This window comes from Mesorhizobium sp. B2-3-13 (genome assembly GCF_006442195.1).
Taxonomy (GTDB): Bacteria; Pseudomonadota; Alphaproteobacteria; order Rhizobiales; family Rhizobiaceae; genus Mesorhizobium; species Mesorhizobium salmacidum.
Window position 1 is genome coordinate 1 of the sequence record NZ_VFVQ01000032.1, and the last position, 13211, is coordinate 13211.

At 60.0% G+C, this 13211-nt stretch carries 10 protein-coding genes and 1 pseudogene; 6 read left to right on the forward strand and 5 right to left on the reverse strand.

What is annotated here, in order from left to right; all coding sequences use genetic code 11:
• The 3 genes and pseudogenes from FJ941_RS29560 to FJ941_RS26760 form a co-directional block, all read right to left on the reverse strand.
• The coding region (locus FJ941_RS29560) for a hypothetical protein (RefSeq protein WP_246674023.1) at positions 1-568 on the reverse strand (568 nt) is incomplete at its 3' end.
• A gap of 966 nt (positions 569-1534) precedes the next feature.
• Positions 1535-1927, reverse strand: a pseudogene (locus FJ941_RS29110) (DUF4347 domain-containing protein); the annotation flags it as partial.
• A 91-nt stretch (positions 1928-2018) separates the two neighbouring features.
• Positions 2019-2360, reverse strand: a complete 342-nt coding sequence (locus FJ941_RS26760; RefSeq protein ID WP_140510378.1) for a hypothetical protein — start codon at positions 2358-2360, stop codon at positions 2019-2021.
• Between the two features lie 1109 nt (positions 2361-3469).
• Here FJ941_RS26760 and FJ941_RS26765 point away from each other — a divergent pair.
• Positions 3470-6304, forward strand: coding sequence for a glycosyltransferase family 25 protein (locus tag FJ941_RS26765; RefSeq protein WP_140510380.1), 2835 nt, complete (start codon positions 3470-3472; stop codon positions 6302-6304).
• Positions 6305-6342: 38 nt separating this feature from the next.
• Here the strand turns inward: FJ941_RS26765 and FJ941_RS26770 are convergent, their stop codons facing one another.
• The gene (locus FJ941_RS26770; RefSeq protein WP_140510382.1) at positions 6343-7530 is read right to left on the reverse strand and encodes an FkbM family methyltransferase; all 1188 of its coding nucleotides are present in this window, start codon (positions 7528-7530) and stop codon (positions 6343-6345) included.
• Between the two features lie 334 nt (positions 7531-7864).
• Here FJ941_RS26770 and FJ941_RS26775 point away from each other — a divergent pair, with 334 nt between their 5' ends.
• Complete coding sequence (locus tag FJ941_RS26775; RefSeq protein WP_246674021.1) at positions 7865-8605, forward strand: hypothetical protein; 741 nt, start codon at positions 7865-7867, stop codon at positions 8603-8605.
• A gap of 302 nt (positions 8606-8907) precedes the next feature.
• On the opposite strand, the gene FJ941_RS26780 is transcribed toward FJ941_RS26775, so the two are convergent.
• A complete protein-coding gene (locus FJ941_RS26780; protein ID WP_140510432.1) occupies positions 8908-9804 on the reverse strand; it encodes a LysR family transcriptional regulator in 897 nt (298 codons plus the stop codon).
• 270 nt (positions 9805-10074) lie between these two features.
• On the opposite strand from FJ941_RS26780, the gene FJ941_RS26785 reads away from it, so the two are divergent.
• The 4 genes from FJ941_RS26785 to FJ941_RS26800 all read left to right on the forward strand — a co-directional run bounded on the left by FJ941_RS26785 (position 10075) and on the right by FJ941_RS26800 (position 13028).
• The gene (locus FJ941_RS26785) at positions 10075-10809 is read left to right on the forward strand and encodes an SDR family oxidoreductase (RefSeq protein ID WP_140510386.1); all 735 of its coding nucleotides are present in this window, start codon (positions 10075-10077) and stop codon (positions 10807-10809) included.
• A 204-nt stretch (positions 10810-11013) separates the two neighbouring features.
• The gene (locus FJ941_RS26790; protein ID WP_140510388.1) at positions 11014-11613 is read left to right on the forward strand and encodes an NADPH-dependent F420 reductase; all 600 of its coding nucleotides are present in this window, start codon (positions 11014-11016) and stop codon (positions 11611-11613) included.
• Between the two features lie 3 nt (positions 11614-11616).
• Positions 11617-12120: an SRPBCC domain-containing protein gene (locus tag FJ941_RS26795; protein WP_140510390.1), complete on the forward strand. Its 504-nt coding sequence runs from the start codon at positions 11617-11619 to the stop codon at positions 12118-12120.
• 95 nt (positions 12121-12215) lie between these two features.
• The gene (locus tag FJ941_RS26800) at positions 12216-13028 is read left to right on the forward strand and encodes an SDR family oxidoreductase (RefSeq protein WP_140510392.1); all 813 of its coding nucleotides are present in this window, start codon (positions 12216-12218) and stop codon (positions 13026-13028) included.
• Positions 13029-13211: the final 183 nt, after the last annotated feature.

Here is a 13211-nt window from a genome sequence, read left to right on the forward strand (position 1 = left end):
GCCCGGTGGCACCAGTAGAGCCAGTTGCTCCGGTAGAGCCAGTCGCCCCAGTCGAGCCGGTCGCTCCGGTCGAGCCTGTCGAACCGGTCGAACCAGTCGATCCGGTCGAGCCTGTCGCACCGGTCGAGCCGGTCGAGCCGGTCGAGCCGGTCGAGCCTGTCGCGCCGGTCGAGCCTGTCGCACCGGTCGATCCGGTCGAACCAGTCGAGCCGGTCGAGCCGGTGGCACCAGTCGAACCTGTCGCTCCGGTCGAGCCGGTCGAACCCGTCGATCCGGTCGCACCGGTTGAACCAGTCGACCCAGTCGCACCAGTCGCACCCGTCGCACCCGTCGAGCCAGTCGAGCCGGTCGAGCCCGTTGTACCGGTCGAGCCCGTAGAACCGGTCGAGCCGGTCGAACCGGTCGCACCAGTAGAGCCTGTCGCTCCGGTATCACCGGTTGCACCCGTGGCTCCGGTATCACCGGTTGCACCTGTGGCTCCGGTATCACCGGTCGCACCTGTGGCTCCCGTAGAACCGGTCGAGCCGGTTGCTCCAGTCGATCCGGTCGAGCCCGTCGAACCGGTCACACCAGTCGAACCGGTCGAACCGGTCGCTCCGGTATCACCGGTTGCACCTGTGGCTCCCGTAGAACCGGTCGAGCCGGTTGCTCCGGTCGAGCCGGTCGCTCCGGTATCACCGGTTGCTCCTGTGGCTCCAGTCGATCCGGTCGAACCGGTCGAGCCTGTCGCTCCGGTATCACCGGTTGCACCTGTGGCTCCCGTAGAGCCGGTCGCGCCAGTTGCTCCGGTCGAGCCGGTCGCTCCGGTATCACCGGTTGCTCCTGTGGCTCCAGTCGATCCGGTCGAACCGGTTGAGCCTGTCGCTCCGGTATCACCAGTTGCACCTGTGGCTCCCGTGGAGCCGGTCGCGCCGGTCGCTCCGGTATCACCGGTTGCTCCTGTGGCTCCAGTCGATCCGGTAGAACCCGTAGAGCCTGTCGCTCCGGTATCACCGGTTGCACCTGTGGCTCCGGTAGAGCCGGTCGCGCCAGTTGCTCCAGTCGAGCCGGTCGCGCCAGCCGGACCCGTTGCGCCTACAGTACTGGTGCTGAAAGTGCCAATATCAAATTGATTGCCCCCGTTCCCATTGGCGGGGCCCAAGATCGGCCCATCAGCAAAATTATACGTATTTCCAGCTCCAGGTGTAAGCGTTCCGTACAAATTAAAACCGCTATCATATATTTTATAAGTATGAGTCGGATCTGGAATTGTTATCGTCACTGCAAATTCGCTGACAACTCCATTTCCAGACTGCGGAAGCGGAAAACTACCTACCAACAGATCAGGATCGGCCGTAATGTCTACTAAATAGTACGTATTTATACTGGCACTTCCATTCTGCGTGGTTAAGTTGCCGGTGAGAGTCAGATCAACCGAAAGCACTCCTGTATAAATTAGTGCGCCAGCTGAAGTCAGCGGCGGCAGCGGCCCGGGTGCGTTGACGCGCGCGGACAGCTCCCATGCGCCGCCTAGTGCGGCTGCGCCAACCAGCGATCTCGACGCGCAGACGTCCGCGCCGACGGCCTCTTCTAGCGCCGCCACGAAGGTCTCGCCCCCATTGCCCGATGCCGTCTCGCAGCTCCACAGCCGCAGTTCGCCATCAGCGGCAAGCGCCCGGCCGATTGCGGCAAGATCCTCAGCCTCTTCCTTCAATGTGGCGGTCGACCACTCTCCTGCAGTGAAGCTAACCTGGCCAGGCGCGCCATGCGCAATCACGTGCACTGCATCGAGCCCTGCATGCCCTGCGAGCGCGGCAGCGATCTGCTGCGCCGCCGGCCGGCGGCCGTCGAGCACAATCGCTTGAATCTCGGGGCGCAGGTTGCCGAGAACCGTCTGGAGGTCGGAGACTGAAGGATCGACAAAAAGAATTTCAGAGGCACGGGCCATGACTGGCTCCTGTTGGCTTCGAATTCAATTCACGGGGACACAGCCCACCGGCCTGGCCGGCGAGCGCTGGGGACAAGGGGCTTGAGACGCGTCACCTTCCGGCCGGCCCGACGGCGTCGTCGGGACGTTCTACGGCTGGGGTCTCGACGCGAAGGAAGCTGGCGGCCTGGAAATTCCCGCCATCATCAAACGTTCCAATGGCAAGTGAACCGGCGGTGCTTGGGACTTTGGCGGTGAGAGCGACGGCGAGGCTTCGCTTGACGGCTTTGGGCAGAATGACCTGACCGACGATCGCGCTCTTGGCCGTGTCCAGAATGAAATAAGGTGCATTTTCGGTCGTGTCGCCGATCGGCAAAACGCCCCGAACTGTGACTTCCATGACCGCAAATCCTGCCGTGTAGCTCATCATGTCCTCCTCGTCGGCTGCGGCCATGCCGCAGCTTCCTCCTGTTTCGTATCTTAGATTTCAACTGCTGGTTCCAATCGCCGCCGAGCGCATGCGACCTTCGCGGATCGGCGGATCGACAAAGTCTCGACCCACGTTGGCTGCAGCTCCGCAAGCCAACCGGCGACGCGCAGGGTGACGAGACCGGCGCGCAAGACTTGACGGCGTCTTCGCGCTGCTCGATCGAACGTGTTCAATGAGGTGGGTGTGAAGTTCGCAGACGCGCTGCGATCCACAGGGCGCAGAGGAAAACCCGTCAATCTCGGGACAATCCCGGCTAGTGGCCCGGTGCGGATAATTGGGGGACTGATCGAAGCCGAACCGGCGTCGCGAGCGCATCGTTTCGTACTTGGTATCACGCCAACCACAGCCAACTCCCGTAACGCACGTGCCGATTTCTCGACGACGACTTGCGAGGGAACTGACTACTCGCGAGGGAATATCAGGTTGGGAAAACGCTGGCCTTGAGTTCAAGGCGATACGACGTCTCTCCAGCACGTCAACAAACGCCCCATGCGCCCTAACGCACGAAGTGATTTGGCCCTGCGCGCCCTCAACGCACAAAGTAACTTGCTCCAGATACTCTCCTGGTCTTGTAGACTGCGTAGCCGACAGGCCCTCTGCCCGGTCCGCGGCTACCTTCCCATGCACAAGACATTAGTAAAATCTAAATTTAGCAACTTGTAAATAACGAAGTTAACGATTTATTAATTGTTGAGGACAAGCAACTACTTTTCGGCCGAGATCGAAATGGCGCGCATGGCCCAAACGCCTTGAAAAAACCGAGGCTTAAAGACGTCCCTGGGCTCGCGTCGAACCCTCGATGTCGCGGAAGAATTTGTGCGTCAGCGGTTGAGCCGACGGGAACGTCTGTTCGCACCCCCCGGGTGCAAGGGTGAACACGAGCCCCCTTGCCGTGACGGAAACCGCTGGCTAACAATGGATAGGGTTGAGATGCTGAACAGGAAGGGGCGATCGATCTCTGCAACAAACGCCATGCAAATGGCCGAGGCCGCGCGGAATGTGTCTTGCGAACCGTCCCCCTTCAACAAATTTCGAGCAGCGTGTAACCAACGCCGCTCCGCCGAGGGATTAGCATGAGCACCATCGGCCTATGCATGATCGTCAAGAACGAGGCAAAGGTCATCCTGCAATGCCTCGCCAGCGCGCTTCCTCTCGTTGACTATGTGCTCGTCGTCGACACAGGCTCCGGGGACGGCACGCAGGATCTCATCCGTACTTTCCTGAGCACGCACGATGTCAACGGCGCAGTCATCGACGAGCCCTGGCGGAACTTCGCCTACAACCGGACCTTCGCCCTTGACCGGCTGCGTGAAGTCGAGACGGTCGACTACGCCATGATCATCGACGCGGACGACACTGTGGTCCAGGACCCCGGCTTCGATCCGATCGAGTTCAAGTCGCGGATGGAACACGATCTATACGACCTCGAGGTGTCCCATGGTGGCATTTCGTTTTATCGCCCGCAGATCTGCCGCAACCGGCTGCCGTTCTCGTTCAAGGGCGTGCTGCACGAATATCTCGAGGCCCCTCCTGGCAATCTCACACGCGAGACCGCCAAGGGATTTCGCGTGGCGACGGGGCGTGGCGGAGCACGCAGCCAAAACCCCCGAAAGTACCAAGACGACGCGGCTGTTCTTGAAAATGCGCTTGCAACGGAGACCGATCCCTTCCTTGTTTCGCGATACACTTTCTATTTGGCGCAGAGCTACAGGGATTGCGGTGAACGTGAAAAATCGCTGGCGAACTATCTGAAGCGTGCCGAGCTGGGTTTTTGGGACGAGGAGGTCTATGTCAGCCTGCTCGAGGCGGGCAATCTCATGGCAGCGCTGGCACGGCCATTCGACGAGGTCGTTGCCGTATTTGAGCGTGCGACGCAGATCGTTCCCACCCGCGCGGAGGCTCTTCACGCCGCGAGCCTCTATTGCCGCCACCAGGGTCGGAATGCGGAAGGAATGGAATTTGCGCGTCGAGGGCTCGGCCTTACCCAACCCGCTGGACTTTTCGTACAGCCCTGGGTCTACGACCACGGACTGCTCGACGAGTTTGCTGTCAATGCCTACTGGACAGGCGCTTACCGGGAATCGCTCGACGCCTGTCTGAAATTGCTCGCCAGCGACAAGTTGCCAGCAGACATGCTGAAACGCGTGGTGGCCAACGCGCGCTTTGCCGCCGACAAGCTTCAGGTCGGCGAGCCAGCGGCTTTGGGCAGGTTCGGCGCCGAGAGCTTGGTTGAACAGCACAAGCTCATCCCGCAGCGTTCGTTGCGATCGCGCATCAAGGGCACCCCACGCGTCCTCATAGCAATCTTGGCAAAGCAGAAGGAGCCGGCACTGCCGCTTTACCTTGAGTGCATCGAGGCGCTCGACTACCCGAAGGAGTCGATCGTCCTCTACATCAGGACGAACAACAACACCGACAGGACCGAGCACATATTGCGCGAATGGGTAGAGCGTGTGGGCCACCTCTATGCGGCGGTTGAGTTCGATGCCTCAGACGTATCCGATCGTGTGGAGCAGTTTGGCGAGCACGAATGGAACGAGACGCGCTTCAGAGTGCTCGGTCGAATCCGCAACATAAGCTTGCGGAAAACTCTCCAGCACGGCTGCGATTTCTATTTCGTTGTCGACGTCGACAATTTCGTACGGCCGGCCACGCTGCGGGAACTTGTCGCGCTCGACTTGCCCATCGTCGCTCCCCTGCTTCGCTCCATCTCGCCCGGCCAATACTATTCGAACTATCACGCCGAGATCGATGCGAACGGCTATTATATGCAGTGCGATCAATATGGCTGGGTGCTCAACCGCCATGTGCGCGGCATTATCGAGATGCCGCTCGTGCACTGCACCTATCTCGTCCGCGCCGATGTGCTGATCGAACTGACATATGAGGATGCCACATCCCGGTACGAGTACGTCATCTTTGCCGACAGCGCCAGGAAGGCCGGCGTCGTCCAGTATATGGACAACCGACAAGTCTATGGCTACATCACCTTTGGCGACGGCCAATACCATGTGAGTGACGGGATCGAGCGCGCTCGAGCACTGTTGCACGGTGCGGGCGACACCCCCGCATTCATTGGCATCACCCTCTCGGGCTCCGGGACGATGCCAGCTCGACCTGTCGAGCCTACGGGTTCGCCGAAAATTCACCTGATAAACCTCGACCGCAGCGTCGAGCGCTGGAGCAGGTATCAAAGCAACAACTGGCATCTGATGCACAATACGGTTCGCGTATCGGCCGTTGACGGCACTTCTCTCGACAGGGCGGCGCTCGTCGAGGAAGGGCTGATCACCAGTGATTGTCCGTATCCCCCGGGCACGCTGGGATGCGCTCTATCGCATATCAACTTGTGGAAGCTGTCGGCTTCAGAGAACAAGACAATAACCATTTTTGAAGACGATGTTCGATCATCGTTTCGATTCATGGAGGAATCCGCCGATATTTTATCTCAAGCACCAGCGGATTGGGATATGATACAGTGGGGCTGGATATTTGATCCATCTTTCATTTGGTTGGATTTTGGTTTCTCGAAGGCCAAGCTGGATTTCTACGATCGCCGATATACCAATAGAACTGCCTTGTTTCAGTCCGAGAAATTCGCCAGATCCCTCATCAAGGTTGAGCATTCATTTGGGCTTCAGGCCTACACAATCACACCAAGAGGTGCGCGGATACTTCTGGAAAAATGCCTGCCGCTACGAAGAAGGCTAATCCCATTTCCTGGAACTGCCGTCGTCCTTGACGACACGGGTATCGACTGCGCGATGTGTGCTGCATATGGCTCGATGCAAGCTTTCCTTTGCATGCCACCACTGGTCATTCTGGACGACGAGCAACCTTCAGATCGAGTGGCGGCGGATCAGGGGGGAGCTTGGAATGAGGACAAGCTGTTGAGGTTCCAGAACTAGGACTCTATCTCGGTAGCGACCGTCGCTGCATCCATGCCTCACGGGTAAGGAGGTATTCCTAGCACTTGGCTGGCTACAGCAAATTTTCTCTTTGCTAGACTGGAGAGAGCGGCGACCTTATCGCGCCTCTTGGTAAAGAGAGCGTCAAATTCGACTGCATCGCCATCGAAGTGCGGTACTTGATTAAGCTGGCGTAGAGCGAAACCAAAATCACCAAGAATATCGACTATGTCACCAAGAAGCTTTTGTCCGTGATATATCGGAACAACATGCGTTTCTAACTCTATAGCCAAACACGATTCCAGAAGATGGCCGAAACCAAGCAGAACTTCGTATTCAAGACCTTGGACGTCTATTTTTATAACATCCGGTGACGGAACCGCTCCTGCACGGAACAACTCGTCATACCGAGCACAGTCGACCTCTTGAATATCGACAACTTTGAAGACACGGCCTACTGAGTAGTGCTGTAAGATATCAAAGTTTGGCTCTCGTAAGGATGAGCAGTAGGATCCGGCGGTGACATACAGCTTTTGGGGGCCAGACGTGTTGGCCAGCGCCTTTTCTACCACCTGCGTGCCCGGAATCCGAGCAAGGGTTTGGCGTATCACGGTCGCTTCCGACGACAAGGGTTCGAACACGACGGGCGTGATACAATCGGCTCGTAGCATCCACTTGAGTTGTAGCCCGCCTTGGCCGCCAACGTCGACGAGTGTGATCCTCTCCTCCGCCGGCGTGCGAGACAACTCGGGGTATGCATCAAACGTTTCAACCAGAACGCTCAAGAGTGCAAACTGTTCGAGTCCAGTGCCGGCATAAACGGGACGACTATTGTCGGAGCAACCTATTGAGAGAGACCCGTGACAATTCAAAAAGCTCACATCGATCTCGATCGCGTCATCTGGACGAACATTGATCGAAATGTTGTGACTGATGCCCTTATTTATTATGGTGCCGTCGAACGCAATTTCTGCAACATCCAAAGAACCGTAATGATGGATATAGAAATTTGTGGTGGTCGTGGGGAAGAATCTGACAACGCACTTCATCCGAACCATTCGAAACAGAAAAGCTGAATCGTGAAGTCGTAGAAGATGCCAGTCGCGGTGGTCACTATCGCAAACGACCAAAGCTCCGCCGACGATATGAGTCGACAGCTCGTGGACGACCTGCCAGCTTGATAAAGCATCTCCAACATACGTTTTGGAAAAGATCGCCTCGCCCACTCTCACGCCCCTTAGCCGCTTCCGAGTAGTTCAACTTTCAAGCTGGCCTACGCCTTAGACCTCGGCCGATAGCAGAACAAGCTGGGAGTTCCTATTTTTCGCTTTGCAGAGCCACATTAGGCTGAAGTCGTGACATCGGGGTTCGAAGTTGCAGCGACGAAATCTCCTGACATTGCTTGCGGGTTCAGCTGCCGACAGCCTAGCAGCGGTAGCGTTGACACGCTTGGGTGGTTGGAGCACAGGCTACGCGGCTATGTCTCCCCAACAATCCCCGGCCGGCCCGCAGCCAACCCTCCTCACCGCCCCCATCGAGCTTGCCGGGGACTGGGGGCGCATGCTGCCTGGTGCGGCCCAGCAGGTCGTCGAGCGCATGCGGCACGCCTGCCTGGATGGGGTCCGCCTGCTGTCCGACCGCCAGCCGACGCGGCTGCGTGTCGACGAGCACACTTCCGGCACGCCGGCCGTCTGGCTGCATCCGGACGGCAGTAGCATGGCGTGGATCATTGTCGACATCGGCGAGCGTGACTGGTCGAAGCTTGCCTACCAGTTCGGGCACGAGCTCGGCCACGTGCTCTGCAACAGCTGGCAGCCGGACGCCAAGCCAGCGCCCCCTTGCCAATGGATCGAGGAAGCCATGGTGGAGGCCCACTCGCTGCGCGGGCTCGGGCGCCTGGCGAAAAGCTGGAAGGACGCCCCGCCCTTCGCCGGCGACAACGCCTTCGGCGATGCCATCGCCCGGTATCGCCAGGACATTATCGACCGCTATGCGGCCCTCGCTGAAAGCCAGGGGCTCACGCGCGATGCCGCGGCGTGGTTCGCCGACCATCGCGGCGAGATCGAGATGCCCGCGCTCAATCCATTCGCCCAGGCGATGTCGCTGACCATCCTCAGCGAATACGACCGCGCGCCGGACTGCGTCGAGGCGCTGGGCGCACTCAACCGCTGGCCCGGCCGAGCCAGTATTCCGATCGCCGAATATCTCCGGCAATGGGAGAACAGCTGCAAGCAATTGCACGCCTCGCCGCAACTGCCGCGCCGATTGCAGGACTTGTTGCGTACGCAACGGTTCAAGTGAAAGTGAGCGCGGAGCTCCATCGGTCCGGCCTCGAACGGGTGTGCCATGTAACGCTAAAAGGACCGTTTCGCGGTCTTCCCTACTCCCACTCGATTTTTCTAAAGCATCATAACGCATTGATCCATCGAGGAAAATTTTCCGCTGGCGATGAAGAACCGTATCCCGGATCCGTCGGAAATTCTTGCTCTTGAATTCGGAGGAGAATTTCGGCGATCCTCGATCTGGTCGGTTTCAAAGACGGTCGGTTTATTTCTGGGGAGTTCTCCGCATTACGGCAAGCGTCGCCGGCGAGCTGCCGGGCGTCAGTCGCGCGATATGGACAGCCCCGCGAGAAGCGGACCGTATGCGGCGAGCCTGCGGGATACGAACTCAGTGAAGAGCTGCACGCGCTTCGTCTTGCGTGTCTCCCCCTGCGTGAGAAGCCAGAGCGTTCCGTACATGTGCAAGTCGGTGCCCGGCACCCTCACCAGCAGAGGGTCGGCATCTCCGACGAAGCACGGCAGTGTCGTGATCCCGAGCCCTTGCCGTACAGCAACGATCTGCGCCTCGGCATCCGTGGTCCTGAACGGAACCCCCGTCGTGCGAACCTCACCCTCGCTGGCCCAATCCGGAATTCCATGAATGCTTATGACGATCCACCGGATGGGATCAGGCGCGCCCGCACGCCATGCGGCCAGTCGATCGCGGGACATGTAGACGTGGCCGAACAGCTCCGGCCCTTTCAGGCCGTGAAGATTGAGCGGCAGGGTCTTGCGGTCGTAGACGACGCGGATCGCCACGTCGGCCTCTCGGTTGGTCAGATTTGCCAGCTCGCCGGACGATGAGATTTCCATCTCGATGTCCGGATGCAGACGCGCGAACTCGGCGAAGTCCGGCATGAGCAGGTGTGTCGCGAGGGTCGGAGCCAACGTCACCCGCAGAAGCCCGCGCACGCTCTGGTCGCGCCCGAAAACGCGGGTCTCCAGCTGGTGCGACGACGCTTCCATCTGGTTCGCGAGCTCCAGGACCTCCTCGCCCGCAGTCGTCAGGCGATAGCCCGAAGGCAGCTTTTCGAACATCCGAGCCCCGAGGCGTTCCTCGAGCTGAGCGATGCGTCGCAGCACGGTCGAGTGATACACCCCGAGGCCCTCGGCGGCAGCCCGCACCGAGCCACCGCGTGCCACGGCAAGAAAATGGCGAATGTCATCCCAGTCGATCATGGTGCAATCCCGCACCGTGCGGTGCGCCTTCCCAAAGCCCGTATCCAACGCATCGTACAGCAGTACGGCGGTCATCATAGCTTATGTCAACGAGCGCCGCCCAGTTCCGAATGGCGGAAACAGATCGTCGCGCGGCTGGCGTCAGTCGTCCAGCCGGATCGATTTTGCACCACCGATGTGCGCGTTTCCGCACTCACCAACTGACGCCAGCGGACCCATTTCGAGGTCCTCGGAGGCAGATGCTGTCTCGACACCACGAAAGGAGAAGTCATGGGAAAGCTTGAAGGTAAGGTTGCAGTTATCACGGGTGGATCGAGCGGCATGGCGCTGGCGAGCGCCAAGCGGTTCGTCGAAGAAGGCGCCTACGTTTTCATCACGGGCCGGAGGCAGGAGGCGCTGGACGAGGCCATCATGCTGATTGGCCGGAACGTGACCGGCGTGCGCGGCGATGCGGCCAATCTCGACGACCTCGACCGCCTGTTCGATACAGTCAAGCGGGAAAAGGGCAAGATCGACGTCCTGTATGCGAGCGCCGGCACGGGCGAAGCCGTCCCACTGGGCGAGATTACCGAGCAGCATTTCGATGCGACCTTCGGCCTGAATACGCGCGGCACGCTGTTCACGGTTCAGAAGGCGTTGCCGCTGTTCAACGATGGCGGATCGATCTTCATGACCGGATCAGTTGCTTCGCTGAAAGGTTTTCCCGGCTACAGCGTGTATGCGGCGAGCAAGGCGGCGTTGCACGCATTCGCACGCGGGTGGCTCAACGAACTGAAGGGCAGGAATATCCGGGTGAACGTGCTGCACCCGGGGCCGATCGCCACACCGATGCAGGACCAAGTTCTCACCGAAGAGGCGAAGCAGATGTTCGAATCCCTGATCCCGCGGGGAAAGATGGGGCGTCCTGAGGAAATTGCGGCGGCCGCGCTGTTTCTTGCTTCAGACGATTCGAGCTTCGTGAATGGGCTGGAATTGTCTGTCGACGGAGGCTTCTCGGCCATCTGAAATCGCGCCGGATCGCGGGAAGCGGCTGATCGGCGGGAACCAGCGTGTCCATGGTCGAACGACTTCCGCGCTGAACGGTCGGTCCGGCCGCGCCGGAGTCGTTCACGACGGGACGTCTACGCAAAGATCGCCATAAAGCAGAACGGATAACCCGGCGCCGTTGAGGGCCGGGGAGCCAATATCAACACGGATCGGAGAAGTATTATGAGCTATGCGATTGTAGGATTCGGTAAGATAGGCCAGGCCCTCGCCCACGCCTTCGCCCGTAAAAACATCGAAGTGGCCGTCGCGAGCCGCCGGCCGCCCGAGGCGCTGGCGCCGCAGGCTCGGGCGATTGGACCCACGGTCGTCGCCAAGTCGCTGCGGGATGCACTCGAGGCCGACACAATCATCTTGGCGGTCCCGTTCGGGGAGCATCGCGAGGTTGCGAAGGCCCTGCCGAGCTGGAAAGGCAAGACGGTCATCGACGCGATGAACGCGTTAGTTCCCCCTGAGGAGTTGGACGGTCTCCCGTCCTCCGCCTTCGTCGCGAAGGCGTTCACCGGCGCCAAGTTCGTGAAAGGTTTCAATCACCTGATTGCGGCCACCCTGGCTGCCGATCCGACCGTCGAGGGCGGACACCGGGTCGTCTTTCTGTCGAGCGACGATGAGGACGCGATTGGTCCCGTGGGGGCCCTGGCCAAACAACTCGGGTTCGCACCCGTCAAGCTGGGAAAGCTCAGCGAGGGTGGCGCGCTGGTGCACGCACGCGGCCGCGTTTGGGGCCAGCTCATCTTCCAGGATTTGTTCAAGAAGGAGCAATGACCGGTGTACGACCATGTAATTTGGCCCGAGCGGTATGATCCGGGAACGTCGACTCTCTACGCGCTCAACGACATCGACGTGAAGGCGCCCCCTGAAGTGGTTTGGAGGCTGCTTGTCGACGCCGAAAATTGGTCGAGCTACTTTCCGGCCGAGGATCAGGTCAAGGTTCTGACCGACGATCCGGAACTTGCGCTCGGAACCAAGTATAGCCGGGTGACGGTTGGATTCCCGATGAGTTTGATCGTGACGGAATGCGAGCCCTTCCACAGGCTTGCGTGGGCGACGACCGTCGATGGCGACGCGACCGGCTCAAGCGCGTACCACGGCTGGGTCATCACTCCCACGAGCGATGGTTGCCATGTGCTGACCGAGGAGACACAGCAAGGCCCCTGGTTCCTCGAGGAACTCGGACGCAAGCATCCCGGTGCGCTCTACCGCTATCACCAGGAATGGGTCGAAAGCCTCGCACGCGCGGCGGAGGCGGAAGTCGCGAATAAGGCAGGTTAGCCCGTTTATCCTGATGCTTGGGCGGCCCTGCCGCCTAGGCATTAACTCATTGAGCGCAGCGATGGCTGTGCCGGCCAAGGTTGGAGATGAATGACATGAATATCGAACTCAAGGGCCGCACGGCGATCGTCACCGGGTCGACGGCAGGCATCGGGCGCGCCACCGCAGAGGGTTTAGCTCGTGCCGGGGCGTCGGTCGTCATTAATGGCCGTGGAAATGCCCGGGTCAACGAGGCGGTGCGGCAGATGCGCCAGTCTTTCCCGGACAGAGAGATCTCCGGCGTCGCCGCCGATCTGTCGACCGCGGAGGGCGCCGACACATTCTTCGCGCAAGCGCCCGACGCCGATATACTCGTGAACAACCTCGGTACGGCTCACATCCGGGACTATAACAGCGTCGAGGACATCGCCAAGATCCCCGATGAGGACTGGCTTGGCCTGTTCCAGCTGAACGTAATGAGCGGCGTGCGCATGACGCGCCACTACGTGCCGCGCATGGTGGCGAAGGGCTGGGGCCGCGTCGTGTTCGTGAGCAGCGAGTCCGCAGTCAACACCCCCAAGGAGATGCTCGACTATGGCATGACCAAGACCGCGCAGCTGGCGGTCTCGCGCGGTCTTGCCGAGGCGGTCGCGGGCACGGGTGTCACCGTCAACGCCGTCCTGCCGGGACCTACCCGGTCCGAGATCCTGGGTGACTTCATGGCCAAGCAGGCTGAGGCAACCGGAATCACGCAAGAAGAAGCCGAGCAGGGCTTCCTGAAGGCGATGCGTCCGACCACCCTCATCCAGCGGTTCGCGACCAACGACGAGGTCGCCAACATGATCATCTACGTGTGCTCAGAGCAGGCCTCCGCAACCACTGGCGCGGCTCTGCGCGTGGATGGTGGCGTGGTCCGCTTCGTCGCCTAAGCGTCTAGCTATAGGGCGTCAGTACGAGATCGCGTGTAAACCGCTGAATCGATAGGGACTTTTCTAACAACACCCTCCCCTCACTCCCGCTCGATTGTTTTGAGACCAGCTATGTCATTGATCTAGATGGGCCCCCACGACTGTTTCCAGCCGCGGGGGCGTCGGGATAACTTCCCGGAAACC